The following is a 25,830-nucleotide window of genomic DNA, read 5'->3' as shown; positions in this document are numbered from 1 at the left end:
CGGGTGCGGTGCGGGGTTCATCAGGCGGACTTCCTGATCTCCAGGAGGTCCGGCACGGGGGCGAGGTCTTCCAGGAGCTGTCCGGTGGCGCCGGCGATCCGCTGCCGGGTGACGGTGTCGAGCTGCTCGACCGGGGTCCAGCTCGCGCCCCGGTGCTCGGCGTCCAGGAGCTTCTGGAGGCGGGCGATGTCCGCGTCGACGGCCGGCAGCAGCCTGGGCGCCCGGGTGGTCAGCAGCGGTCGCAGCACGGTGAGCAGCTCGCGGGTGCCGGCCAGGTTGGCGTCCGCGGTGGCGAGGTTGGTGCCGCTGCCCTCGTCGGTGTCGGCGGTCAGCTCGAACTGGAGGGTGTTCTCCAGGATCTCGTGGGCGCGCAGCGGCAGGTCGCCCGGATCGAAGTCCTGGGCGGGGAACGCCTCCTGGAGCCCGGCCGCCGCGTCGGCGAGCGCCTGGACCGGAGCCTTCAGCTGTCCGGCGGTCTGCGCGTGCCACAGCCCGTACTCGACCCGGTGGAACCCGGCGAAGTCCGGGTCGGCGACCCCGCCGGCCAGACCGTCGGCACGCCCGTTGATCTTCTGGTCGAAGTCCTCGAAGGTGCCGTAGGCGGCGCCGAGGGAGGAGTAGGTCAGGTGGGCGGCCAGCCAGTCGGTGCGGGCCTTGGCGAGGTGGTTGCCCGCGATGTCGGCGTCGAGCGTGCGGGTCTGGGCGACGAGGGTGGCCAGCCCCTGCTCGACGTACGCCTTGTAGACCTTGAGCGGCGCCGCGAGGTCGTTCTCGGAGACCGGTACGACCGCCTTGGTGCTGCCCGTGCCGCCGCTGACGGTGACCGACGCGGAGGTGACGGCCTTGCCGCTGGAGGGGACGCAGCGCCAGGCGTAGGTACCGCCGGCGACCGTGGCGACCAGGTCACGGGTGGTGCCGGGGGCCAGGCCCTCGACCTCGCCGTAGACCGCGTTGCTGCTCGGGTCGATCAGGTACACCTCGGCGGTCTTGCTGCCGGTGTTCTGCATCCGGAAGGTCTGCCGGCCCGGCTTCGGCGCGGTGAAGCCCTTGCCGCACTCGGTCTCGGAGACGGCGACGGTCTCGCCGGAAGCCGGCTTGGGCCGGGCGAGGGCGACGACGAGCCCGGCGACCACGGCCGGCACGGCGACCACGGCGACGGGCACCACCCAGGCGGGCCGGCGCCGCGGGTCACGGGCGGGCCGCGGCGCGGGGGTCGCGGCGGCCGGCTTCGGCGCGGCGGCACCCGCTCCGCGCACCCCCCGTACGAACAGGGTCATGACGACCGCGAGATAGCCGACGTACCCGATCACCTGGAGCCAGGTCATCGTCGGCGTGATGTTGAGGACGCCCTGGAGGAGGGTGCTGTACCAGGAGCCCGCGTCGATGTGGGCGCTGAGGTCGAGAGCGTAGGCCGTGTTGCCCGGGAGGACGCCGCCCTCCTGGAGGTCGCGCAGGCCGTAGCCGAGGACGCCGGCCGCGATGACGATCAGAACGGCGCCCGTGCAGGTGAAGAACCTCGTGAGGTTGATCTTCAGGACGCGGCGGTACAGGCCCCAGCAGAGGCCGGCCGCCAGGACCAGGCCGATCCCGGCACCGGTCAGCGGCCCCGCGGACTCGCCGGCCGCCCGGGCGGTGGTCCACAGGAACAGCGCGGTCTCCAGGCCCTCTCGGCCGACCGCGAGGAACGACGTGAGGATCAGTACGCCGGTGCCCATGGCCAGGGCCCCGGTGACCTTCTCCTTGATCTCGCCGGCGAGACTGCGGGCCGAGCGGCGCATCCAGAAGACCATGGCGGTCACGAAGGCGACCGCGATCACACTGAGGGTGCCGCCGAAGGCCTCCTGGGCGGTCGCGGAGAGGGAGGCGGCGGTGAAGGTGAGGACCGCGCCGAAGCTCATCGCCAGGGCTGTCGCGGCGAGGACGCCCGTCCACACCTGCGGCAGCCGGTTCCTGGCCTCGGCCCGCACCAGCGTGGCGACGAGGATCGAGACGATCAGGCCGGCCTCGAGACCTTCCCTCAGCCCGATCAGGAAACTAGGAAACGCGTCGTCCCACATTCGTCGCAGCCCTCCCCGGCAGACCCGTCCCCGCCCTGTGGCTCGAACTTAGTGAAGGCATGCCTTACTCCGCCGACCATGATGACTACACCCGTGTAGTCAGTCGGTCATGAACTGGCAATGGTGCGGTAAAAGCCGGGGCCGGACACGGACGCGCGGCCCCGGGAACACCGTCGGCACGGCAATCGTCTACATTCGGGTAGACCGTCTACAGCTTCGTAGTCACCACTTCAGCACCCGCCCCTGGACCGTCCCGTACCGCACCGAAAGGGCCGTCGCCGGCGTCATGGACCGCAAGAGGACCGCGGAGTTCGCGGGGAGTATCGCGCTGGGGGCCTGGGCGGCGTTCGCGGTGCTGGCCCTGGTCGTGGCGGGCCGGCACGGCGCCCCGCTCGGCCCGGACCGCACGCTGCTGGCCTGGTCACTCGGCCATCGGCCGGACGTGGCGGTGGCCGTGGCCCGGGGGATCACCGCGACCGGCACCGGAGTCGTGCCGTACGCCCTGGCCGTGGCGGCCGGTCTGGTCGCGGGCCGCACCCGGCGGCAGCGGGTGGCCGCCGTGCTGCTCGGCGCGGGCTGCCTCGCCCTGGGCCAGACGGCCCGGCGGGTCGTGCTGGAGCTGGTCGCCCGGCCCCGGCCGCCGCAGGCCGACTGGCAGACATCCGCCTCCGGCTGGTCGTTCCCGTCCGGCCACACCACCACGGCCGCGCTCGCCGCCGGCCTGGTGATCCTCGCCATCTGGACGCGGGCCCCGCACGGCCGTACGGCCTGGTGTGCGGCCTTCGCCTGCTGGGGGCTCGCGGTGGGGGCCACCCGGGTGTTCCTCGGCGTGCACTGGGGCACCGACGTGATCGGCGGCTGGCTGTTCGCGGCCGGGTGGCTCGGGCTCTGCGCATGCCTGGCGGCCCGGTGGGTTCCGGACGCGGGAGCGTCGGACGGCCTGCCGGAGAGACCGGTGGCCGCGCCCTGAGTCAGGACCAGGCGCCCGGTCCGTCCGGACGGTTGTGGCGCTGGTCCACCATCTCCCGGGTCAGGTCCGCCGTCTCGGACTCCGGCAGCCGTTCGAAGCCGTCCTCCGTGATGACCGAGACCAGCGGGAAGATCCGGCGGTTGAGGTCGGGGCCGCCGGTCGCCGAGTCGTCGTCGGCCGCGTCGTACAGCGCCTGGAGCGCGACCAGGGCCGCTTCCCGGCGGGTGAGTCCGGGACGGTACAGCTTCTTCAGGGCGCCCCCGGCGTAGGGCGAGCCGCTGCCCTCGGCGTGGAAGGCGCGCTTCTCGTAGAGGCCGCCGGCGACGTCGAAGCTGAAGATGCGGCCGCGCGCACCCTCCGGGGCCTTCGGGTCGTAGCCGGCGAGCAGCGGGACGACCGCGAGGCCCTGCATGGCCTGGCCGAGGTTCTCGCGGATCATCGTGGCGAGCCGGCGGGCCTTGCCGTCGAGGGTCATGGGGATGCCCTCGATCTTCTCGAAGTGGGTCAGTTCGACCTGGTAGAGCTTGACCATGTCGAGGGCGAGACCGACGGTGCCGGCGAAGGCGACCGCGGTGTGGTCGTCCGCGGGGTGCACCTTCTCCAGGTCGCGCTGGGCGATGAGGTTGCCCATGGTGGCCCGGCGGTCGCCGGCGATCAGCACGCCGTCGCGGTGGGCGAGGGCGAGGACGGTGGTGCCGTGCGGGAAGGCGTCGGGCGCGGCGACCGTGCCGGCGGGCAGCGGGCTGCGGGTGGGCAGCAGTTCCGGCCGGTGGGCGGCGAGGAAGCGGGCGAAGGACGAGGTCCCCGGCGTGAAGAACTCCTCCCCCAGCCGGCCCTCCGTGCCGTTCGCTGTCATACCGGTCCCCCTTCTGTCCGCCGACGACACCGGACTCCTACCTGACACGGGGCGCCGGGAAACACCTGCCCGGTCACAGCGCCCGGCGCCGGACCAGCAACCCGAGCACCAGCAGACCGGGCAGCAGCGGCAGCCACACCGTCAGCAGCCGGTAGCCGAGCACGGCGGAGGCGGCCGCGGCGGCCGGGGTCCCGGAGGCGGTGAGGGCGAGCGCGAGGGCCGCGTCGAGGGAGCCGAAGCCGCCCGGGGTGGGCAGCAGCGCGGCGGCTCCGCTGGCGGCGAGGTAGAGCAGGGCCACCCGGGGCGGGGACAGCGGCAGACCGACCGCCCGGGTCACGGCGAAGAGCACCAGTGCGTGCAGTCCGGCGAAGGCCAGCGAGCCGCCCCAGAGCGCCGCCGCGCGGACCGGTCGGGCGTGCAGGGCCCGGATGTCGGCGGCCACGGCGGCCACCGCACCCCGGCAGCGGGGCCACACCCGGGCCCGGAGCAGCGCCATGCCCAGAACGGCCACGGCGGTGACCGCGAGGAGCGCGGCCCCGGAGACGTGCGGGATCCGCAGCAGTCCCGGGCAGGCGGGGGCGAGCGCGGCGATCAGCACCAGCCGGACCACGGCACCGGAGGCCGCCTTGACCGCGAGGGCCGACGCACCGCGGCCCACCGTGATTCCGCAGCGCATCAGGAACCGCAGGTTCACCGCGCCGGCGCCGAGCCCGGCGGGCAGCACGTGGTTGGCGGCCGACGCGGCGAACTGCGCGGCGACCAGCCGTCCGCCGGGCAGCCGGCGGGTGACCGCGCCCTGCTGGGCGAGCGCGGAGGACGCCCAGGTCCCGGCCGCCGCCACGGCCGCCACCAGCAGCCACCCCTGGTCGGCGCCCGCGAGCCGGACCGCCCCGTGCGTCACGACCGGCCAGTGCCGCCGGACCAGCCAGCCCGCGCCGGCCAGCAGCACCAGGCAGGCGGCGCTCTGCCAGTAGAGCCCCCGGCGGCCCAGGACGGGCGTGGCGTTCACGTTCGGGACCATCGAGGCACCCCCCTGTTCCCCTGCGGCGCGCAGGACCCTCCGTGGACTCAGGGACAAACAGTGACAAATGAACCGGACCTAACGGCGGAGGCAGCGCGGGTACGTCCATAAGTACGGCGGCACTACAACCTGTAAGGTTGTGCCATGGCTGGCACAGGGTCCCGCGGCAGGACGGAGCGGCGCAGCGCCGGAGAGCTGGAGAGCGAGGTCCTGGCGGCCCTGTGGGCGACCGAAGGCCCGTTGACCCCGGCCGAGATCCAGACCGAGATCGGCGGCGGGCTCGCGTACAACACGGTCCACACCATCCTGAAGCGGCTCTACGACAAAGGGCTCGTCCTGCGCGACGCGGACGGCAGGCGCGGCGCCTACCGGCCGGCGAAGAACGCGGCCGAGCTGACCGCCGAGGCCATGCACGAGGCCCTGGACCGGGGCCCGGACCCGATCGCGGCGCTCCAGCAGTTCGTGTCCGGGCTGAGCCCGGAGGAGGAGCGGGCGCTGCGGAACCTGTTCGCCGGAGGCGGCGCATGAGGTTCGACGTCTACACCCCCCTGCTGGTCTCCCTGCTGCTGCCCCTGGTCAGCCCGGTGATCGGCCGCCGGATGGCCCCCGCGCTCGCGGCCCGCGTCCTGGCGTCCGCCGCCGTGCTCACCGCCGCCGCGGCCACCTGGTCGCTGGTCCTGCTGACGACGGCCCTGCTGGGCGACGCCCCGCCGGTGGTCCGGGAGGCCCACGAGGACGGGCGCCCGCTGGCCGACCCGGTGCCCGAGGTGATCGGCGTCGCCGCCTGTCTCGCGCTGGTCGTGGTGGTCTGGCGGGTGCAGCGGGCGGTACGGGCCGAGCGGCGCACCCGGCGGGCGCTGCGGCGGCTGTGCGAGGGGCATCCGCGGGACACCGAGCTGGTGGTGGCGGCCTGCGAGGTGCCGCAGGCGTTCGCGATCCCAGGCCGGCCGGGCCGCATCCTGGTCACCTCGGCGATGCTGGGCGCGCTGGCACCGGCGGAGCGGCGGGTGCTCCTGGCCCACGAGCGGGCCCATCTCCGGCACCGGCACGGCCGCCTGGTTGCGGCGGTGACGCTCGCCGCCGCCGCGAACCCGCTGCTCGGCCCGGTCCGTTCCGCCGTGACGTTCCTGGTGGAGCGGTGGGCGGACGAGCAGGCGGCGACCGAGGTCGGGGACCGCGGGACCACCGCCCGGGCACTGGCCCGCGCGGCCCTCAGCGCGGGCCGCGCCAGCCGACCGGCCTGCGCCCTCAACTTCACGGACCGCGCGGTCACCCGCCGGATCGCGGCCCTGCAGACGACCCCACCCCCGTATCTCTGGCCGGCCGCGGCGGCCGTCCTCGCCCTGGGCGCCCTGGCGGCCCTCTTCGCCGCGGACGCGACAACCGACCTGGTACAGCTCCTTTTCAACGCCCTCACGTGACGTCTTTCAGGGGCGCGGGGAACAGCGCGATCAGCCACGACGAGACCCGCACCCGACAACGGTCGGTCGTCCGCGCCACCGTCGTGGCCTGTCGCGCAGTTCCCCGCGCCCCTGAAAGAACAGCTCAGGCCGGTCGAGTGGGTGCCCGGTGCGGCGGCTGCGCCGGTGTCGTTCCCGGCCTGACGGGCGGCACCGCCCGAACGGCCGGGCTGTCCGTGCCGACCGTCACCGGCTCTCCGTGGTGGTGCACGGTGAGCGGAGGCCCGTCGAGCAGGGTGTACGTCGCCTTGTCGGCGCCGATCTCCACCCGGAGCCTGCTGTCGCGCAGTTGGAGGCTGAAGGCGAGCCGGCGCAGCCGCTCCGGCAGCCGGGGGGCGAACCTGGCCCCGTCGTCGTAGTGGCGCAGCCCCCCGAAGCCGGCCACCAGGGCCATCCAGGTGCCGGCGAGGGAGGCGATGTGCAGTCCGTCGCGGGTGTTGTGCTCCAGGTCGTCGAGGTCCATCAGAGCGGCCTCGGCCGTGTAGGCGTGGGCGAGGGTCAGGTGCCCGGCCTGGGCGGCGACGACGGCCTGGCAGCAGGCGGAGAGCGAGGAGTCGCGGACGGTGAGCGGCTCGTAGTAGGCGAAGTTGCGGGCGATGTGCTCCTCGTCGAAGTACGCCTCGCAGGTGTACATCGCCAGCACCAGGTCGGCCTGTTTGACGACCTGTTTGCGGTAGAGGTCGAAGTACGGGAAGTTCAGCAGCAGCGGGTACTGCTCGGGGCGGGTGTTCTCGAAGTCCCAGCGCTGGTAGCGGGTGAACCCGGCGTGCTGTTCGTGGACGCCGAGCTCGTGGTTGTAGGGGATGTGCACGGACTCGGCGGCGTCCCGCCAGGCGGCGCTCTCCTCCGCGTCGACGGCGAGCCGGGCGGCCTCGCGCGGGTGGCGTTCGACGGCGTCGGCGGCGGCCAGCAGGTTCGCCCGGGCCATCAGGTTGGTGTACGTGTTGTCGTCGGCGACCGCGCTGTACTCGTCGGGGCCGGTGACGCCGTCGATGTGGAAGGCGCCGCGGCTGTCGTGGTGGCCGAGCGAGCGCCACAGCCGGGCGGTCTCCACGAGCAGTTCGACGCCGGTGTCCCGCTCGAAGTCGGTGTCGCCGGTGGCGGCGACGTAGCGGACCACGGCGTCGGCGACGTCGGCGTTGACGTGGAAGGCGGCGGTGCCGGCCGGCCAGTAGGCGGAGCCCTCCGGTCCCGCGATGGTCCGCCAGGGGAACGCGGCCCCGTCCAGGCCCAGTTGGGCGGCGCGTTCGCGGGCCGCCGGCAGGGTGTTGTGGCGCCAGCGCAGCGCCTCGGCGACGGCCCCGGGAGCGGTGTGGGTGAGGACGGGCAGCACGAACATCTCGGTGTCCCAGAAGGCGTGCCCGTCGTACCCGGAGCCGGTGAGGCCCTTCGCGGGTATCGCCCGCTGTTCGGCGCGGGCCCCGGCCTGCAGCACGTGGAAGAGGGCGAAGCGGACGGCCTGCTGGATCTCCTCGTCGCCGTCCACCTCCACGTCGGCGCGGGACCAGAAGTCGTCGAGGTAGTCGCGCTGTTCGTCGGCGAGTCCCTGCCAGCCCTCGTGGGCGGCGGCGGCGAGGGCCGCGTCCACCTGGTCGGCCATGGCGGGCAGCGAGCGCACCCCGGACCAGCCGTGCGCGACGAACTTCTCCACGCGCAGCCGCTGCCCGGGCTCCAGAACGGAGGTGACGGTCAGCCGGGCCACGTCCACGCCGCTCTCGGCGCGCGCCGAGGTCCGTTCGGGACCGGAGACGGTGTGGTCGGCGGCGACCGCGACCCGCAGGCCGCTGCGCCGGGTGCGGTGCACGAGGCGCAGCCGCTGCCCGGAGGCGAAGTCGTCCTCCTGCTCCAGCGGGGACTGCAGCGCGAGCGCCGCGCGGGGATCGCCGTTCGCCTCCGGGAGCTGCTCGTTGGCGACCAGTTCCGACTGGACGACGATCCGGCAGCGGCGGTCGACGGCCTCCACCTCGTAGGCCACGGCGGCGATCGCCCGCTGGGTCAGGGACACCAGCCGGGTCGAGCGCACCCGCACGGTGGACCCGGCCGGCGAGGTCCACTCGCAGGTCCGCTCCAGGACGCCCCGGCGCAGGTCGAGGACCCGCTCGTGGGCGACGAGCCGGCCGTAGCGCAGGTCGAAGGGTTCGTCGTCGACCAGCAGCCGCAGGATCTTGCCGTTGGTGACGTTGATGACGGTCTGCCCGGACTCCGGGTAGCCGTAGCCGGCCTCGGCGTACGGCAGCGGGTGCACCTCGTGCACGCCGTTGAGGTAGCTGCCCGGCAGGCCGTGCGGTTCGCCCTCGTCGAGGTTGCCGCGCCAGCCGACATGCCCGTTGGACAGCGCGAAGACCGACTCGCTCTGTGCGAGCACGTCCAGGTTGAGCGTGGTCTCGCGGACCGTCCAGGGTTCCACGGCGTACGACCGTTGGGTGATCACTCCTTGCCTCCCAGCTCGGCGAGGTCCTTCACGACCGTGTCCGCGCCGTGTGCGTACAGGGCGTCCGTCTGACCGACGCGGTCCACGCCGACGACGTACCCGAACCGGCCCGCCCGGCCCGCGTCCATCCCGGCGAGGGCGTCCTCGAAGACCGCGGCGGCGGCCGGTTCGACGCCGAGGTCGCGGGCGGCGGCCAGGAAGGTGTCGGGGTGCGGCTTGCCGGGCAGCCCGCGCTCGGCCGCCACGACTCCGTCGATGCGGACGTCGAAGAAGTGCTCGGCGCCGATCGAGCGCAGCACGTCACGGCAGTTGGCGCTGGAGGAGACGATCGCGGTGCGCAGCCCCTGGGCGCGGACCGCCTCCAGGTAGCGCAGGGTGCCGTCGTAGGCCTCGACGCCCTGGGTGCGGATCTTCTCCAGCAGCAGTTCGTTCTTGCGGTTGCCGAGGCCGTGCACGGTCGGGGCGTCCGGCGGATCGTCCGGGGTCCCTTCGGGCAGGTGGATACCGCGGGAGTCGAGGAAGGCGCGGACCCCGTCGGCGCGGGGGCGTCCGTCGACGTACTCGTCGTAGTCGGCGACCGCGTCGAAGGGCCGCTGTCCGTCGTGGCCGCGCAGGAAGGCGTCGAAGGTCTCCTTCCAGGCCGCCGCGTGCACGACGGCCGTCCTGGTGACGACCCCGTCGAGATCGAAGAGACAGGCCTGGATGGTGTCGGGCAGACCGAGTGCAGTCATGTCCCGCATCTTCCCCACCGGACGGCTTCGAGGGGGTGGCGCCCGCCACATTCCGGGCCCGGTGTCACACTTTTTGCGTGCCGCTGACTTTCGACGACCTCCTCGACCGCGCCCGTTCACTCGCCGGACGGGCCCCGCGCGCCGTCCTCGGCATCGCGGGCAGCCCCGGCGCCGGCAAGACCACCCTCGCCGAACACCTGGTGCGGAAGCTGAACGGCGCCGGTGAGCCGTGGGCCGCGCATGTGCCGATGGACGGATTCCACCTGGCCGACGTCGAGTTGGACCGCCTCGGGCTGCGGGACCGCAAGGGCGCGCCCGCGACCTTCGACGCGGCCGGGTACGCGGCGCTGCTGCGGCGGCTGCGCGAGGAGAGGGACGTCGTGGTGTACGCGCCGGGTTTCGAGCGGGTGCTGGAGCAGCCGATCGCGGGCGCGATCCCCGTCCCGCCGACGGCCCGGCTGGTGGTGACGGAGGGCAACTACCTGTTGCTGGCGGACGGTTCGTGGGCACGGGTGCGCCCGGCCCTGGACGAGGTGTGGTTCTGCGAGATCGACGAGGCGGAGCGGGTACGGCGGCTGGTCGCCCGGCACGAGCGGTTCGGCAAGGGCCACGAGCAGGCCGTGGCCTGGGTGGCGGGCACCGACCAGCTCAACGCCGACCTGGTCGCCGCCACCCGGGACCGGGCGGACCTGGTGGTCCCGGAGACGGCGCTGCGCGCGCCCTACGACGCGGGCAGCGGTCGCTGAACTGAGCGCTCCACCGGCCGTGCCGCGATCTGCCGTCTGCCGACCGCGGCGCCGTCGTGGCTGGTCGCGCAGTTCCCCGCCTCCCTTCGGGGCGCTGCCGAAGCCCTCAGCAGGCGGCGAGCGTCAGCTCGGGCACGCCGTGGGCGTCCTCGGCCCCGATGACCGCCGTGAACGCCTCCGTGCGCACAGTCAGGTCCCCCTCGAACGTCGGCTTGAACTCACCGCCGGGCCCGTACCGCACGGCGAACACGTGCAGGTGCTCCGGTGCGCCCGGCGCCGGTTCGGCCTCGTAGGCCGTCGAGGTGACCAGGTGGCGCCAGCCCTCGTCCGGGTTGCCGTACCCGCGCGGGTCGGCGGCGAGGGCGAACGCGGCCTGCTCCTGGGTGAGTTCGGCGCGCGCGTCGAAGTGGTCCGCGCCCTGCCCGGCGGGGTGCGTCAGGCGCAGGGTGCCCGCCGCGGCGACCTCGCCCTCGGCGACCCGCCGCACCCGGTCGCCGTCGTCCGCCGCGTAGGGCAGCCCGGCCAGCAGGTACGGCGTCCCGCCGAGCCGCTCCACGGCCACCGTCACCCACAGCCGGGTGCCGTCCGTGACGTACAGCGAGCGCACGTGGCGCAGCACGTGGTCGCGGCCCACCACCGGCTTGCCGACCAGCTTGGCGGCCAGGCCGTCGGCGTGGACGTCGCGGACCCGGACCTCGCCCATCGGCCGGCAGTACAGGAAGCCGTCCAGGACCGGGCCGAAGCCGTGCTGCCGGTTCACGGCCGCCGGGAGGTGGTAGGTGCCGCCGGCCTCGATCAGGGACGGGGTCATGCGGCTGTCGAAGGCCACCGAGACGTCGCCCGCGCGGAGTTGGTGGCGGGCCGGGGCCGTCGACGGGTCGCGGTGCCAGGGGGTGGTGTCCTGGATCTGCCAGACCAGCATCCACGCGAAGTGCCCGTCGACGCCGCCGTCCGGCTTGACGGCGTGCCGGCCCCAGTTGGTGTCGCCCCGGTAGCGGCCCAGGTCGGAGCCGATCCGGGCGCCGAAGTAGCGCAGCCCGAGGACGGATTCGAAGCCGGAGTGCTGTTCGCTGTAGCGGGGGCCGCCGTTGTCGAAGCCGCCGCTCGGCAGGCGGGCGTCGAGGTAGCGGGCGAGCGCGTCGCCGTCCTCGGCGAACATCTCCGCGCCGCTGATCCGGTGGGCCTGGGCCAGGAAGGACAGTGAGATCGGGCCGTAGTTGTTGTCGTAGGCGCCGCCGTGCTCGGGCGGCAGCAGCGCGCCCCGGTCGAGGACGCGGTGGGCGCGGATCCGGTCGGTGTACAGGGCGAGGGCCCGCTCGCGGACCGGCTCGGCCTCCTCGGGCGGGAGGTGCCGTGCCAGCATCAGCCCGCCGACCACGCAGCCGATGGCCTGGTTGCCGGCCTCCTGCGGGTTGAAGAAGGTGGCCTCGGTCAGCCAGCGCCAGTAACCGCGGCCCACGTCGAGCAGTTCGGCGCGCTGTCCGTCGTCGACCAGGCCGTCCGCGAGGTCCAGGACGTTCACGGCCTGGAGCAGCGCCCAGACCGTGCTGGGCCAGTCCCCGATCGGGTGCGCGCCCGCCGCGAGGACGTAACGGGCGTACGGGAGGCCCGAGTTGCGGACGGTGAGGTTCGGGTAGCCGGGGTTGTCCCCGGTGTAGATGCGCTCGCGCAGATGGAAGGCGAGGCTGCGGCGCACAGCCTCCGGCAGCCGCGGGTCCTTGGACCGCTGCCAGGCCAGGGCCAGCAGGGAGGTGACGCCGAGGGAGGTGTCGCCGATGTCGTCGTCCGCGTCGGGGTGTTCGAGGTTGCCCTCGGGGGTGAGGCGGGCCAGGGCCTGTTCGACGACGTCGGCGAGGACCGCGTCGTACGCCTCGGGGGTGGACGGCAGGTCGTGCAGCGGGCCGAGTTGGCGCGGCAGGTGCATCGGAGGAGGTCAGCCCTTCATGCCGGAGGTGGCCATGGTGTGTTCCGTCGGGGTCAGGCGACAGGCGGGGAACGGCGGGCGCGCAGTGCGACGGTCAGTGTCTGGGGGCCGTGTCCACCGAGGTAGACCCGGTTCCCGGTCGTCGCGTCGGTGCCGCCCACCACGGTGTGGTCCTGCCCCGGGTCGTACCGTAGTACGTCGCTCCGGTCCGGTCCGGCGAGCGGTTCGCCGGCCTCGACGTGGGCCTCGACCCGGATCTCGTCGGCGCCGACCCGGTAGGTCGCCGGCCCGGTGGTCAGGCACCAGCGGCCGTCACCGATCGGTGCGGCGCCCTCGGTCACGCCCCCCGGCCGGAAAGTCAGTTCGAGGGCCCAGGGCACCCGTGGTCCGCTGATGTCGATCCGCAGGTCGGCGCCGTCGTCCCGCAGCTCCGCTTCGACGCGGGTCGTCTGGGAGACCTCGTCCCGGGGCCGGTCCGGGAAGGCCATGGCGGCCGAGAAGCGGCCCTCGTCCGCCATGCGGTAGGCGCCGTGGTCCCGTCGCAGGTCCGGCGGGAGCGGCTGGTAGTAGGCGGCCGTCAGGGTCTGGGTGAGCCGGTACCGGTGGTCGGCGAGCTGCTCCATGCCGGCGGCGCGGAACGGGCCCAGGTCGAAGAATCCCCGGGAGAGCCGGACCGATTCGAGGACGGCGTCGCCGGCGAACAGCCGCAGGAAGGTGGGGTTGCAGGCCAGGCCCGAGCGGATGCGCCGGTGTTCGGGCACGTCCGAGCCGCCGTACAGGACGCTGTGCGCGGTGGCGGAGGCATGCGAGGCGAGGCGGGCCGTGGTGAGGTACCGGGCGCGGGGCAGGGGTTCCGGCGCCGGTGCCGGCAGCGCGCGGCACAGGTCGGGGGTGAGGAGGGTCTGCGCGAGCAGGTCGGGGTCGTCGATGCCGCCCGCCGCGGCCAGCCGCGCCGCCCGGCCGAGGTCGCCCCGGCCGGTGCGGATCGCGAGCAGCCGGTAGTGCGGCAGGTAGGGCGCCAGCGGGAACGGGTGGCGCTGGTCCTGGCGGCGCGAGTGGACGGTCTCCACCGTGCCGTCCGGCCTGATGAGGTCCAGGGTCGCGGTGAGGTTGCGCTCGACGGCGTCCCGCAGGTCGGTGCGGCCGAGGACGTCGGCCAGGAGCAGCAGCGACGGGTTGGTCACGTGGGACGCGTAGACGGCGCTGCGCTCCGAGTAGAGGCCCTCCGCGTCGATGTCGACGCCCTCCGCGAGCCACGCGTCGACGCGGGCGGGCAGCCTGTCGTCCGGGAAGGACCGGTGCAGCCGGGCCAGCGCCGCGCACAGCTCCCAGCGGTGGTTCGGGGTGTGCACCCCGCCGGTGAGGAGAGGGGCGGTGGCGGCGCCGGCGATCTCGGCGAGCGCGGCCGTGACGTCCCGCAGTTCCGGTCCCGCGCCCGTGGCGAGGACGTGCGCGTCGCAGACGTCGTTGACGGTGAAGGCGGAGTCCGGCGGTGACTGCACGTTGTCGCCGCCGGCGAAGAGGCCGGTGGGCGTCTGCGCGGCCCGCAGGGCGCGGAGGTGGGTCAGCGCGGCGGCGACGGCCTGCCCGCTGCCGTGCAGTGCCGACTCCGGGGAACGGTAGGCCGCGACCAGCGTCTTCACCCGGCGGGCCAGCTCGCGGTGGGTCACCCCGACGGCTTCTTCGTCGGGGCGGGCCGCGAGCGGGGCGGCCGACCGGTCGGCCGCCCCGGCCGCCGCGCGGACGAACTCGTGGTCGAGCGGGGTGGGCACGGTCAGTCCTTCAGTCCGGCGTTGATGTCGGCGCTCATGACGTACCGCTGGAACACCAGGAAGACGAGGATCAGCGGAATCATGGAGATGACCGATCCGCCCAGCAGCACCGACCAGTTGATGTTCTGCGCCCCGACGAGGCTCTGGATGCCGATCTGCACGGTGAACTTGTTGGGGTCGTTGAGCATCAGCAGCGGCCAGATGTAGTCGTTCCACCGCCACTGGAAGGACAGGATGGCGAGGGTCAGCATGATGGGCCGGGAGATCGGCACCATGATCCGCAGGAAGATCGACAGTTCGCGCGCGCCGTCGATGCGGGCGGCCTCGACGAGTTCGTCGGGGACCGTCAGGAAGAACTGGCGGAACATGAAGCATCCGGTGGCGGTGAGCACGGCCGGGAGGATGATGCCGCCGAAGGTGTTGTAGAGGCCGAGGTCGCGGACGACCAGGAACTCCGGGGCGAGCATGACCTCGGACGGCAGCATCGTGGTGGCCAGGATGCAGATGAAGAAGGCCTTGAGCCATTTGTTGTCGTACTTGGCCAGCGCGTACCCGGTGCAGCAGCTGACCCCCACCGTCAGGATCGTCGTGATCACGCAGACGAGGGCCGTGTTGATGAAGTACTGGGAGAAGTTGGCGCTGTCCCACGCCGCCTTGTAACCCGACAGGGTGGGGTTGTGCGGAAGCACCGTCAGCGGAAGGGAGAACAGGTCTCCCGCCGGCTTGAAGGAGCTGAGGACGAACCACAGCACCGGCAGCCCGTAGAGGGCGGCCAGGATCCACAGCAGTGTCGTCGCGGGTACCGCGCGCCGGAGCCCGCCGTCGCGCCCGCCGCGGGGCCGCTTCCTGGAAAGGGCCTTCGCGGAACCGGCGTCGACCGGACGCGGCGTGTCTGTGGTGGTCATCGGTTCTCCATCCGCCGGTTGGCGATCAGCTGGATGATCGCGACGGCCATCAGGATGAGCATGAGCACGAACGACGCGGCGCTCGCGTAGCCGATCTGGCCCCGGTTGAATCCGGTCTGGTAGATGTACTGGACAAGCAGGTTGTTCGACGTGCCCGGTCCGCCGTTGTTGAGAGAGACGAACAGCGGGTATTCCTTCATCGCGTTGATCGTGTTGAGAAGGATGACGATGAAGGACGTCGGCGCGATGCTCGGCAGCGTGATGCTGATGAACTGGCGCCAGGGGCCCGCGCCGTCGAGCGAGGCCGCCTCGTAGTACGAGGTGGGCACGTTCTTGATCGCGGCGATGAACAGCAGCATCGAGAAGGCCGTTCCCCACCAGGCGCCCGCCATCACGACCACGCCCAGCGACAGGTCCGCGTTCGACTGCCACGCGATCGCGTGCCCGCCGAGCTTCTCGATGACGTAGTTGATCAGTCCGAAGTTCTCACCGAACAGCCACCGCCACAGGACACCGACGACGATGGGCGAGATCAGCCACGGGATGAAGAAGACGACACGGGCGATCGACGCGCCCTTGGCCTGCTTGCTCACCACCAGGTTGGCGATGAGGAGCGAGAGCACGAAGTTCAGCGGAACGACCAGCACGGTGTACAGCAGCGTCCGGGACAGCGCGTCGTAGAAGGTGGAGTCGCCGAACAGGTTCGTGTAGTTGTCCAGTCCGACGAACTGGAACGCCCCCACGCCCGTGTAGTTCGTGAAGGAGTAGACGAGCCCGATCACCGCAGGCCACACGAAGAACAGTGCGAAGAGCACGACGTTCGCCGCGATGAGGACGAGCGGCGCGAGGGTGTACTTGTTGCGGCGTCGCCTGGGCGGGCTCCCGGACACGTCCGAGGCGCGTTTTGTCATCTTCCTGACTCCGTGCTGTGGGGATGGTTTGCGGTGGGCTCACGGCATGAGCCGGGCGTCACGTGGAGGGCCAGGGCGGGGCGGCGGGGGCTCGAACCCGCCGCCCGGCCCTGGGGCCTGCGATCAGCCGCCGACCTGCTGGTTGTAGCCGGCCACGATGTTCTCCAGGGCCTTGTCGGCCGACTGCTGGCCGTTGATCGCCTTGCCGAGTTCCGTCTTGGTCGGGTCCTCGGTGAGGCTCTTGCCCTTCAGCACCCACGCCGTCTGGGCGTTGTTGAAGTAGCCCGAGATCGGGGCGTAGAGCGGGATCTCCTCGTTGTAGAGCTTGAAGGCCGCCTGCGCCGCCGCCGACGTGAAGGGGTACTTCGGGCTCAGGCCGCTCTCGACCGGGAGGAAGCCGGAGGTCTCGACCAACTCGGTGTACTGCTTCGGGTCGTACACCCAGGACATGAACTTCTTCGCGGCGGCGGACGCGTCGCCGTTGTTGTTGAAGCCCACCATCATGCCGCCGCTGTTGACGTCACTGGCCTGCACCGGCTGGGCGGGGGTCGGGACGCTCGCCCAGTCGAACTTCTTGATGCTGTCCGCGAAGGAGGCGACCTGCCACACGCCGGACCAGTAGGCGACCACGTCACCGCTCTGGAACATGGCGGACGGGTCGGCGCCGCTGGTCCACACCGACTTCGGCATGGTCTTGTCGTCGTTCCATCCGACGAAGGTGTTCACGGCCTTCTTGGTCGCGGCGTCCACCGAGAACTTGCCGGACGAATCCGCGTGGACGTACTTGCCGCCCATCTCGTAGACCATGGCGCGGAGCCGGGACGGAGACTGGTCGAAGGTCAGGGAGTACTTGGCGCCGGTCTTCTCGCGGACCTTGTTGGCCGCCGCGATGAACTCGGTCCAGGTCCAGGTGTCCGACGGCGAGGCCGGGACGGCGACGCCGGCCTTCTTGAACAGCGACTTGTTGATGAACAGGCCGGACGCGGTGACGTCCGAGGGGATGGACAGCACCTTGCCGGACGAGTCCTTGGCGAGGAAGTTGCCGTTGATGTTGTAGCTCTTGTTGTTGGCGATCGAGCTGAGGTCGATCAGCTTGTTCGACCAGATCGGGTCCAGCGCCGGCACGTCGGCGACGTCGGGCAGCGAGTTCGCCTGCGCGGCGTTGTGCAGCTTCGTCGTGTAGCCGTCGTAGGGGATGTTGACGAGCTTGACGTTGACGCCGGTTTCCTTCTTGTACTGCGCCACCAGCTTCTTCCAGCCCGCGTCCTGTCCCGGAACAGTGGAGATCCAGAACGTCAGCGACTTGGAGGTCCCGCCGGAGCCGGAGCCGGACCCGCAGGCGGAGAGCAGCAGGGCCCCTGCCGCGGAAGCGGCAGCGAGGGGAAGCAGGCGGCGCATACCGCCGCGGCCGAGTCGGCTGGAGCGCCGCACACCCACAGTGGTCATCTTCGATCCCATTTCGTCGTACGGACGGAGCACGGCGCCGGCTGAGGCGGCACTGGTGCATTTTGAAGGAAAGGTCGCTTTCCGGGGGTGCGGCCTCGCCCGGCCGCATCGTCCACGCGGAGCGAGGTCCCCGGCCGTCCTGGCCGTCACCGCACGGGCACGCCCTCGTGCGGTTGCCGTACGTCGTGTACGGGCTGGGAGGCTCACCCCAAGTCGGCGTCCCGGCCGACTTAGAAAGCGCTTGTCCGGACATTGGCAGACCGATTAGGAACCCGTCAATCCTTCGCCTGCGCGCCTTCGGTCACGGTTTGGACTCCCTTGGCCACCGCGAGCCGGGCCGCACCCACCACGGTACCGAGATCGCCGATCTGGCTGCTGACCACCTCGGTGGGCCAGCTCAGTCTTCCCAGTTCGGCCCGTACCCCGGGCAGGACCTGCGGGTCCGCGCCCGTGCTGCCGCCGAGGACGATCAGCCCCGGGTCCAGTACGGCGGCCACCGCCGCGGCCAGCCGGCCCACGTCGGCGGCGTGCCGGGCGACCAGGGCACGGGCGGGCTCCCGGCCCTGGGCGGCCAGCGCGAAGAGCTGTTCGGCGGTGCGCGGGCTCGGGCCGTCGGTTTCCGGCCATGCCTCGGCGGCACGGCGCAGCAGGGCGTGCGAGCCCACGTAGGCCTCCAGGGCCTCCTGGCGGGGCTCCCGGTCGTCGTCCCAGGGGTAGGGCAGCCGGGCCAGCTCACCGGCCGCGCCGTTGGCGCCGCGCAGCACGTGGCCGCCGATGACGATGCCCAGACCGATACCGACGCCGATCCGCAGGTAGCCGAAGCTGCGGCGGCCCCGGGCGGCGCCCTCGTGGAGTTCGGCGAGGGCGGCGCAGTTGACGTTGTTCTCCAGGTGGACGGGGACTCCCGGCGGCAGGGCGACGGAGACCGCGTCGAAGACGGGCCCGGCCTTGGCGGTCGCCGGGCGCATCCCGGTGCCCGCCAGGTCGGGGGCGGTGACGTCACCGATGGCGACGACGATGGCCCGCGGCGGCGCCCCGGCGGGCAGCGCGGCCAGGGCCTCGCGGACGGCGTCGGCCGCTCTGGTGCGGGGCGTGTCCGCCTCGGCGAGCAGGGTGCCGTCCAGGGCGCAGGCGCGGACCCGGGTGCGGGCCGGGCCGAGGTCGACGGCGAGGACCGAGCCGGAGGCGGGTCCCAGGCCGTATACGGCGGCGGAGCGGCCGGTGCCGCTGGAAGCGGTGCCGGAGTGGGTGGCCAGTCCGGCACCCTCCAGCTCCGCCACGGCCGCGGAGACCGTCGGCTTGGACAGGCCGGCGAGGCTCGCCAGCTGCGGCCGGGTGGCGCTGCCGGCCTGGGCCAGCACGGCGAAGACCGCGCCGGCGCTCTCGGTGAGCCGGGGGGCTTCAGCCACGACGTGTTCCACAGTTCCCCCATGGGTCAGGGGCCGCGCTCCCCCGGGTGCGGGAGATGCGGCGATGCGGTGCCGTTGTGCCGCGCGGTTCTGGCCTCGACAGCGTCCCGTTGATCGAGTCCGCGGCAACTCTTGACGCACTGTACTTCGTTAGTTAACTTCCTAACGAAGTACACGGTACTCGCCTGCCGTGCTCCGAAAGAAGCCCGTCCCGGGGCTTCCCGACTCGCTCGACTCCTGTTCGGCCAGACACGGTTCGCCCGCCGTCGCAGCACAGTGCCAAGCTCTTCGGCGCTGTTCGCCCAGACGACGAAAGAGGATCCGTGCAGGACACATCTTCTCCCCCGCTCGTGGCCGGCATCGACGTGGGCGGCACCAAGACCCAGCTCCGCGCCGTCGCCGGCCCGGACCGGGTCGCCGACCACGTCCGGCCGAGCAGCGGCTGGCGGCCGCACGACCCGGCCGCCGCGGCCCGCTGGCTGGCCGCGCTGGTCCACGACGCCCTGCCACCCGGCACCCGCCCGGCCGCCCTGGCCGTCGGCGGGCATGCCTGTGAGACCCCCCGTCAGTGCGCCGGCATCGCCGCCGCCCTGCGGGACCTCCTCGGTGTGCCCGTCCGGGTGGTGGGCGACGCGGAACTCCTCGTCCCCGCCGCCGGCCTGGACAAGGGCGTCGGCCTGGTCGCCGGCACCGGCTCGGTGGCCGTAGGCCGGCAGGCCGACGGCAGCCCCGTGCAGGTGGGCGGCTGGGGCGCGGCCCTCGGCGACGAGGGCGGCGCCGCCGGACTCGTCCGGGAGGCCGCCCGCGCCGTCTGGGCCGCGCACGACCGCGGCGAGGCCCCCGACGCGCTAGCGACCGGGCTCGTCGCCGCCTTCGGGGTGGCGGAGGTGCCCGCCCTCGGGGCCGCCCTGGAGAGCGCCACGGACGTCTCCGCCGAGTGGGGCCGGCACGCCCCGGTGCTCTTCGCCGCGGCCGAGGCCGGCTCCCGGCTCGCCGCCGACGTCATAGCCGACGGGGGCCGCGCCCTCGCCGCCCTCGTGGCCCGGCTCGCCGCCCGCGGCATCGCCGTGGACGACGTGGTGGTCGCGGGCGGCACGATCCTCTCCCAGCCGCGGCTGTACGACGCCTTCGCCGCGGGGCTCGCCGAGGCGGTACCCGGAGCGCGGCCACAGCCGCTGCGGCTCCCGCCGGTCGAAGGAGCGGTGGCGCTGGCGCGTTCGATCCTGTGAGAAACCTGTCCGCAGCCCGTCCGGTCCCATGCCACTGGACCACGGGCCGTTCGAGGCTGCGAACACGCAGGTCCCGGCGGTTCTTCCTGTGAACCACGGGGCCGCCGTTCAACTCCGGGTCACGTGGCGGTCGTCGGGCGATGACCGCCGGGACACGAACTCACCCTAGAACTTCGCTCGTTCAACACTTTTCCCACGCGAACCCACACGCTCACGCGCATCTGGAGCAGTGGCCGTCCGCGTGGACTCCCCAGAATTCAAGAGAGGCACACCCATGCCGTCACCTGCCGGGCACCACTCCGCTTCTCCGACCCGTGGATCCGCCGTCGGCCGACGGGGATTCCTGAAGACCTCGCTCGGCGCGTCGGCGGGTGTGCTGGCGGCCCCGACCTTCGTCGGCTGGCTCGCCGCCGCCGACGCCAAGGCCGCCACGGCCCTGGCGTTCGTCGACGACTACAAGACGAACATCAGCACCAACCTCACCGCCGACACCAACGCGGTGGTCCGCATCCTCGGCGGCTTCGCACGGGTCTGGAAGACCGGTTCCGCCTGGAACACCGGCAGCGTGCTGCGCGCCGACATCCTGCGCGACAACATGCGCTACTGCGCCAAGATCACCAGGAAGCGGAGCGCCGCCGACGCGAAGAAGGCGTTCATCTACGACCGCCAGCACCAGAGCTACGCGATGATCGCCGGCCTCGGCCCGCTCGCCGACCTCTACAAGGCCGGTGCCCTCGCGGTCACCTCGATCACCAGCGCCCCCGACGGCACGCCCGCCACCACGATCAGCGACGCCGTCCCGGCCGGCGCCCCGGCCGGCTCGGCGCTCGGCGCGGGCTCGCACGACTCGGCGCTGGGCAAGGTGGCCACCCTGGTCGACACCGTGCGCGGCAACTACGCCTCCGGCAACCCGTCCAAGTACGCCTACCAGTACCCGCGTCCGTGGCGCATGAACGAGGACAGCGAGGTCGTCGACACCGGGAAGACCGACGCGTACGGCTTCCCGGTCTACGACTCCGAGGTGGCCGTCGCCCCGCAGCTGCTGCGCCAGCGCAGCACCTCCCCCACCGACGACGGCGGCTTCCCGTCGGGCCACACCAACGCCTTCCACCTGGCGGGCCTGGCCTACGCGTACGCGGTGCCGGAGCGCTTCCAGGAGCTGGTCACCCGGGCCCTGGAGCTGAGCGACACCCGGATCATCGCCGGTATGCACAACACGGTCGACGTGATCGGCGGCCGCATCATGGCCACCGCCCTGGCCGCCGCCACCCTCGCCGACCCGGCCAACGCCGACCTGAAGGCGGCCGCCCGCGCCCAGGCCCTCGCCTGGTTCGAGGCGCAGACCGGCTCCACCGCCGACACCCTGTACGCCTACGCCCACTCGGCCGGCACCGCGACCGACCCGTACGCCGACCGCGCGGCCAACGAGCGCGCGGCCACGCCCCGGCTGACGTACATCCTGGACCGGGAGGGCCGCGAGCTGCCGTTCGACGTGCCCAAGGGCGCGGAGGTGCTCCTGGAGACCCGCCAGCCGTACCTCACCGCGGACCAGCGCCGCGAGGTGCTGCGCACCACGGGACTGCCCTCCGGGTACGTGTTGCTGGACGGCCCGGAGCAGTGGGGCCGCCTCAACCTGTTCGCGGCGGCGGACGGTTACGGCGCCTTCGACACGGACGTCACGGTCACCCTGGACGCGGCGGCCGGCGGCTTCGCGGCGGCCGACGCATGGCGCAACGACATCGACGGCCACGGCGCGCTCACCAAGAAGGGCACCGGCACGCTGACCCTGACCGGCGACAACCGCTACCGGGGCGGCACCGTGCTGGCCGGCGGCACCCTGGTCGCAGCCTCCGAGGACGCGCTGGGCCGCGGTGACGTGCGGGTCGCGGCCGGCACCCTGCGGGTCGCCGGGGAGCTGTTCGTGCGCGGCACGTACACCCAGGACGCGGGCGCCCTGGAGGCCACCCTGGCCAAGGGCCGCAAGGCGCCGCTGACGGTGAAGCACCTGGCCGTCCTGGGCCGGGGCACCACCATGTCCCTGCACCTCGACACCGAGCACCCGCCGGCCGCGGGCAGCACCCTCCCGGTCGTCGACGCTCCGCGGCTGCGCGGCCAGTTCGACACGGTGGAGCTGAACTCCGCCACGCTGCGGGCCGTACCCGTGTACACGGCAGAGGGTCTGTCGGTACGACTCGTGAAGCGGTGACGCACCCGGTGGCGGGAGCGATGCGACAGTAGGGCCCATGGCCGCTCGTGATCGCTCCCGTCACCGCGGGCCCGGTGTCCCCGCGGGGCGGAAGATGGCAAGCGAACAGCAGTCGGTCCTCGAACCCGACGTCCCGGACGTCCCCGGCCTCCCGGGCCCGCCCGCCGGCCCGGGGCCGCGCCCCCGGCGCACCGCCGCGGCCCGGCTCGCCGCCGCCCTGCGGACCCGCCGCCGGTGGCTGGTGCCGGTCCTCGCGGTGCTGCTGCTGGCGCAGCTGGCGGCCGCGATGGTGACCACCGCCGTCCAGCAGGCCCCCACCATCGACGAGCCGGTCTACGTGGCCACCGCCACCGACTACCTGCACGAGCACCGGCTGCGCTACAACACCGAGCACCCGCCGCTCGGCAAGCTCGTGATCATGGCCGGCCTCGCCGTCGCCGACCCGCACTACGACCCGTCGTACCGGGGCGACCAGGGGCAGGTGGGACGGCATCTGCTCTACTCGTCCGGCAACGACCCCTGGCGGGTGATGCTGTGGGCGCGGCTGCCGGTGATCGTGCTGACGCTGCTGTTCGGTCTGGTGGCGTTCGCCTTCGCCCGTGAGGTCCTCGGCACGGCCGCCGGGCTGCTGGCGCTCGCCCTGTACTCCTTCTCCCCGGACGTCGTCGCGCACGGCTCGCTGGCCACCCTGGACGTGCCGTCGGCCGGGTTCGTGCTGACGGCGGCCTGGCTGGTGTGGCGGGCCCGGCGGCGGCCCCGGCTCTACCTGCCCCTGGCGGGGGCGGCGCTGGGGGCCTCGGTGGCGACGAAGATGAGCGCGCTGCCCGCGATCCCGGTGCTCGTGGCGCTGGCGGTGGTGTCGGTGTGGGGGGCGCGCCCGGGGCGTGCGCTGCGCGCCCTGGCCGCGGCGGCCGTGGTGGCCGTGACCGCGGTCGCCGTCGTCTGGCTCTCCTACCTGGCGGTCGACCCCCGGCTCCGTGCGCTGTCCGCCCAGCCGGTGCCGGCGGTGCACGGACTGCGCGGCCTCCTGGTCGACCTGATGCCCTTCCCGCAGGCCTACCGGGACGGCATGCGGATGCAGTTCGCCCTGGAGGACTACCCCTGGCAGGGCTACCTGTTCGGGCACCTCTACACCGGCTCCCGCTGGTACTACCTGCCGGCCGCCCTGCTGGTGAAGACCCCGCTCGGCATGCTGGCGCTGTGGGCGGCCGGTGCCCTCGCGCTGGTGGCGGTACGGCGGCTGCGGCGGGCCGCGCCCTATCTGCTGCTGCCGCCCGCCGTGCTGCTGGCCTCGGCGATGACCGGGTCGCGGGACTTCGGGACGCGGTACGCGGTCTTCATGCCGATGTTCCTCGCGGTGGCCGGGGCCGCGGTCCTGACGGTGCGCCGGCGGTGGGCGCGGCCGGTGGGCGGGGCGCTGGCGCTGTTCGTCGCGGTGAGCTCGCTGCGCGCGTTCCCGTTCTATCTGCCGTACGCCAACGAGGCGTTCGGGGGTCCGGCGAAGACGCATCTGTGGCTGCACGACTCCAACGTGGACTGGGGTCAGGACCTCGGCCGGCTCGCCGACCGGCTGAAGGAGCGCTACCCGGGCGAGCGGATCTGGCTGGTCTACAAGGGCAGTGGCGTCCCGGCGTACTACGGCATCCACGCCGCCGACCCCCGCAAGGTGCCGCCCGGGCAGGTGCACGGAGTGCTGGTCGTCTCGGACTCGTCGGTCGCCAAGGCCCGGGGCGGACTTGCCGAATTGATCGACACCAGCCGTGCGGTCGATGATGTCGGTCATTCGATCACCATCTATCGGCGGTGACCGTACGATCCACCCGATCCACCGGCGCGGACCACCGCATCCGTCGCCGGTGAGCACCGGAATCCCGGTGCTGTTTCCGCATCCTGGGCGTTCGGCGCCGGGACGGTCCGGCGTACCGCACAACCCCTGGTCACCACGGTCCGTGAGCTATGTTGAGTCCTCGTGGGAGACAAAGGAGGCGCTTCGGTGCCATCGCCGCAGCAGGCCCGGGCCCAGGCATCTGCGATCACCTCGGGCAAAACCGTGCCGGAGGCGGAGGCCGCGCCCACCTCCCAGCTCCGCGAGCTCTTCGACGGTCCCCGCCTCTCCCCCGGCCAGCGCCGCATCGCCCAGTACCTGATCGACCACATCACCGAGGCCGCCTTCCTGTCGATCACCGACCTGGCCGAGCGGGTCGGGGTCAGCCAGCCGTCGGTGACCCGGTTCGCGGGCGCGGTCGGCTTCAGCGGCTACCCGGCGCTGCGCGAGCGGCTCCAGTCGATCGCGCTGCGCACCCTGGCGGGCGGCACCGGGCCCGCCACCGAGCAGCGCAGCAACGAGCTGCAGGCCGCCGTGGACGCCGAGATCGAGAACCTGGAGAACCTGCGCCGGGACTTCGCCGACCCGGACCGGGTGATCTGGATCGGCCGCGAGCTGTCCCAGTCGTCCCCGCTGACCGTGCTGGGCCTGCGCATCTCCGTCTCGCTGGCGGAGTACTTCGCCTACGCCGCCCGCCGTATCCACCCCGACGTACGGCTGGTGACCCGGGGTGGCAGCGTGGCCTACGACGCCCTGCTGCAGTCGCGCGAGGCGGGCGGCACCTGGGTGCTGGCGTTCGGCATGCCGCGGCACGCGCAGGAGACGCTGACGGCGATCCGGGTGGCGCGCACGGCGGGGCTGCGGGTCGCGCTCGTGACCGACCTGGCGCTCGGCGCGCTGGCCGACGAGGCCGACGTCACCTTCAGCACCGGCATCGGCTCCCGCCTGGTCTTCGACACCTACGCGGCGCCCGGTCTGATGGCCGCCGCCCTGCTCCAGGCCATGACCGACGCCGATCCCGGGCGCACCCAGGCGCGGCTGGAGGAGTACGAGCAGGTCGCCGAGGAGCACCAGTTCTTCCTCAAGGACTGACCCGGCCGGCCTCGGACCGGACGTCCCCCGCATGACCGCGTAGGGGGAGTATTCACCTCATTTCGAGCATGAATGTTTTCATACGTCTTGCAAAGCGGACGGCATATATAAATACTGCTCACGGATCACCCCCGGCCCACTCCGGGCACGTTCCGCACCCGAGGACGCACCGCTCGCACCCGCCCCGAGAAAGCCGACGGACCGCCCATGCGCACGCAGCACCAACCGCAGTGCCGGCGGCCGGCGCCCGGGGCCTCGCACGGACACCCCCAGCCGCCGTCTCCTACCCGCGTCGGCGCCGGGGATGTTCGAACGGGCATCGCCTGCGCGATCAGCCCGCGGCGGCTCCGGCCATCCCCTAGGCCGGAGCCGCCCACACCCTCGTCGAGCACCCTCACGACGCCGCACACCGGGAAGCGATGACCATGACTCTGACGACGACCGCGCGCATCAGCCCCGACTGGCCCTGCCAGGTCAAGGCACCGGGGAGTTACGACTGGGAGCGTTCCGCCGCCAAGTGGCTGCGCGAGCTGGTTCCGGCCCGCTACGCGAGCTACCCGGCGCTGATCCGGCACCCCGTGCTGCTCGCCCGGCACGCGCAGATCCAGGTCCAGCACGAGGTCCGGGTGGCGCGCACGGCGCTGCAGACCGCGCGCGCCGAACTGCCCCTGCTGGGCCTGCCGGAGTCGGTCATCGAGCACACCATCAAGCTGTACGCGGCGGAGGTCATGCAGCTCCAGCACATCGCCCGCAGCGTCCGTGTGGTCACCGAGGCACTCGTCGGGCACAGCACCGGCCGCTGACCAAATCCGGCCACGGATGCACATATCCTTCACGGA

At 72.9% G+C, this 25,830-nt stretch carries 20 protein-coding genes; 9 read left to right on the top strand and 11 right to left on the bottom strand.

Features of this window, described 5'->3' with window-relative positions; genetic code table 11:
* Nucleotides 1-20 precede the first annotated feature (20 nt).
* Nucleotides 21-2,057 carry an iron uptake transporter permease EfeU gene (gene efeU / locus ACGF5O_RS31540; RefSeq protein ID WP_393813285.1) on the bottom strand — a complete coding sequence of 679 codons (2,037 nt, stop codon included), beginning with the start codon at nt 2,055-2,057 and terminating at the stop codon, nt 21-23.
* Between the two features lie 286 nt (nt 2,058-2,343).
* On the opposite strand from efeU, the gene ACGF5O_RS31535 reads away from it, so the two are divergent.
* Nucleotides 2,344-3,027: a phosphatase PAP2 family protein gene (locus ACGF5O_RS31535; protein ID WP_393813284.1), complete on the top strand. Its 684-nt coding sequence runs from the start codon at nt 2,344-2,346 to the stop codon at nt 3,025-3,027.
* Nucleotide 3,028: 1 nt separating this feature from the next.
* Here the strand turns inward: ACGF5O_RS31535 and prcB are convergent, their stop codons facing one another.
* Complete coding sequence (gene prcB, locus ACGF5O_RS31530; protein ID WP_393813283.1) at nt 3,029-3,883, bottom strand: proteasome subunit beta; 855 nt, start codon at nt 3,881-3,883, stop codon at nt 3,029-3,031.
* 73 nt (nt 3,884-3,956) lie between these two features.
* On the bottom strand, nt 3,957-4,904 hold the full coding sequence (locus ACGF5O_RS31525) for a lysylphosphatidylglycerol synthase domain-containing protein (protein ID WP_393813282.1): 948 nt from the start codon (nt 4,902-4,904) through the stop codon (nt 3,957-3,959).
* Between the two features lie 144 nt (nt 4,905-5,048).
* Between ACGF5O_RS31525 and ACGF5O_RS31520 the strand changes: the two genes are divergently transcribed.
* Both ACGF5O_RS31520 and ACGF5O_RS31515 read left to right on the top strand, forming a co-directional pair.
* Entirely contained in the window at nt 5,049-5,432 is a 384-nt protein-coding gene (locus ACGF5O_RS31520; protein WP_393813281.1) for a BlaI/MecI/CopY family transcriptional regulator, read from the top strand.
* Entirely contained in the window at nt 5,429-6,325 is an 897-nt protein-coding gene (locus tag ACGF5O_RS31515) for a M56 family metallopeptidase (protein ID WP_393813280.1), read from the top strand. Before ACGF5O_RS31520 ends, ACGF5O_RS31515 begins: the two co-directional genes overlap by 4 nt.
* Before the next feature lie 124 nt (nt 6,326-6,449).
* On the opposite strand, the gene ACGF5O_RS31510 is transcribed toward ACGF5O_RS31515, so the two are convergent.
* Nucleotides 6,450-8,795, bottom strand: coding sequence for a glycoside hydrolase family 65 protein (locus tag ACGF5O_RS31510; RefSeq protein WP_393813279.1), 2,346 nt, complete (start codon nt 8,793-8,795; stop codon nt 6,450-6,452).
* Complete coding sequence (locus ACGF5O_RS31505; RefSeq protein WP_393813278.1) at nt 8,792-9,526, bottom strand: beta-phosphoglucomutase family hydrolase; 735 nt, start codon at nt 9,524-9,526, stop codon at nt 8,792-8,794. Before ACGF5O_RS31505 ends, ACGF5O_RS31510 begins: the two co-directional genes overlap by 4 nt.
* A 77-nt stretch (nt 9,527-9,603) precedes the next feature.
* Here ACGF5O_RS31505 and ACGF5O_RS31500 point away from each other — a divergent pair, with 77 nt between their 5' ends.
* Nucleotides 9,604-10,272 carry a nucleoside/nucleotide kinase family protein gene (locus tag ACGF5O_RS31500; RefSeq protein WP_393813277.1) on the top strand — a complete coding sequence of 223 codons (669 nt, stop codon included), beginning with the start codon at nt 9,604-9,606 and terminating at the stop codon, nt 10,270-10,272.
* A 106-nt stretch (nt 10,273-10,378) separates the two neighbouring features.
* On the opposite strand, the gene ACGF5O_RS31495 is transcribed toward ACGF5O_RS31500, so the two are convergent.
* From ACGF5O_RS31495 to ACGF5O_RS31470, 6 genes are all read right to left on the bottom strand, one after another.
* Nucleotides 10,379-12,196: a hypothetical protein gene (locus ACGF5O_RS31495; RefSeq protein WP_393813276.1), complete on the bottom strand. Its 1,818-nt coding sequence runs from the start codon at nt 12,194-12,196 to the stop codon at nt 10,379-10,381.
* A gap of 53 nt (nt 12,197-12,249) precedes the next feature.
* Nucleotides 12,250-13,968: a hypothetical protein gene (locus ACGF5O_RS31490; protein ID WP_393813275.1), complete on the bottom strand. Its 1,719-nt coding sequence runs from the start codon at nt 13,966-13,968 to the stop codon at nt 12,250-12,252.
* A gap of 2 nt (nt 13,969-13,970) precedes the next feature.
* Entirely contained in the window at nt 13,971-14,873 is a 903-nt protein-coding gene (locus tag ACGF5O_RS31485) for a carbohydrate ABC transporter permease (RefSeq protein WP_393813274.1), read from the bottom strand.
* Nucleotides 14,870-15,784, bottom strand: coding sequence for a carbohydrate ABC transporter permease (locus tag ACGF5O_RS31480; protein WP_393813273.1), 915 nt, complete (start codon nt 15,782-15,784; stop codon nt 14,870-14,872). The genes ACGF5O_RS31485 and ACGF5O_RS31480 overlap by 4 nt, the downstream gene beginning before the upstream one ends.
* 123 nt (nt 15,785-15,907) lie before the next feature.
* On the bottom strand, nt 15,908-17,230 hold the full coding sequence (locus ACGF5O_RS31475) for an ABC transporter substrate-binding protein (RefSeq protein ID WP_393813272.1): 1,323 nt from the start codon (nt 17,228-17,230) through the stop codon (nt 15,908-15,910).
* A gap of 275 nt (nt 17,231-17,505) precedes the next feature.
* A complete protein-coding gene (locus tag ACGF5O_RS31470; RefSeq protein WP_393813271.1) occupies nt 17,506-18,639 on the bottom strand; it encodes an ROK family transcriptional regulator in 1,134 nt (377 codons plus the stop codon).
* 323 nt (nt 18,640-18,962) lie between these two features.
* On the opposite strand from ACGF5O_RS31470, the gene ACGF5O_RS31465 reads away from it, so the two are divergent.
* The 5 genes from ACGF5O_RS31465 to ACGF5O_RS31445 all read left to right on the top strand — a co-directional run bounded on the left by ACGF5O_RS31465 (nt 18,963) and on the right by ACGF5O_RS31445 (nt 25,794).
* Nucleotides 18,963-19,868, top strand: a complete 906-nt coding sequence (locus tag ACGF5O_RS31465) for an N-acetylglucosamine kinase (RefSeq protein ID WP_393813270.1) — start codon at nt 18,963-18,965, stop codon at nt 19,866-19,868.
* A gap of 274 nt (nt 19,869-20,142) precedes the next feature.
* On the top strand, nt 20,143-22,074 hold the full coding sequence (locus ACGF5O_RS31460) for a phosphatase PAP2 family protein (protein ID WP_393813269.1): 1,932 nt from the start codon (nt 20,143-20,145) through the stop codon (nt 22,072-22,074).
* 94 nt (nt 22,075-22,168) lie between these two features.
* Nucleotides 22,169-23,881, top strand: a complete 1,713-nt coding sequence (locus tag ACGF5O_RS31455) for an ArnT family glycosyltransferase (protein WP_393813268.1) — start codon at nt 22,169-22,171, stop codon at nt 23,879-23,881.
* A 186-nt stretch (nt 23,882-24,067) separates the two neighbouring features.
* Nucleotides 24,068-24,991 carry a MurR/RpiR family transcriptional regulator gene (locus ACGF5O_RS31450; protein ID WP_393813267.1) on the top strand — a complete coding sequence of 308 codons (924 nt, stop codon included), beginning with the start codon at nt 24,068-24,070 and terminating at the stop codon, nt 24,989-24,991.
* 419 nt (nt 24,992-25,410) lie between these two features.
* Nucleotides 25,411-25,794, top strand: a complete 384-nt coding sequence (locus ACGF5O_RS31445) for a hypothetical protein (protein ID WP_362600302.1) — start codon at nt 25,411-25,413, stop codon at nt 25,792-25,794.
* Nucleotides 25,795-25,830: the final 36 nt, after the last annotated feature.

It is taken from the genome of Streptomyces sp. NPDC048291, from assembly GCF_043201715.1.
In the GTDB taxonomy this organism is placed as follows: domain Bacteria; phylum Actinomycetota; class Actinomycetes; order Streptomycetales; family Streptomycetaceae; genus Streptomyces.
The sequence above is the reverse complement of the archived record's forward strand: the minus strand, read 5'-3'. Positions and strand labels throughout refer to the sequence as shown.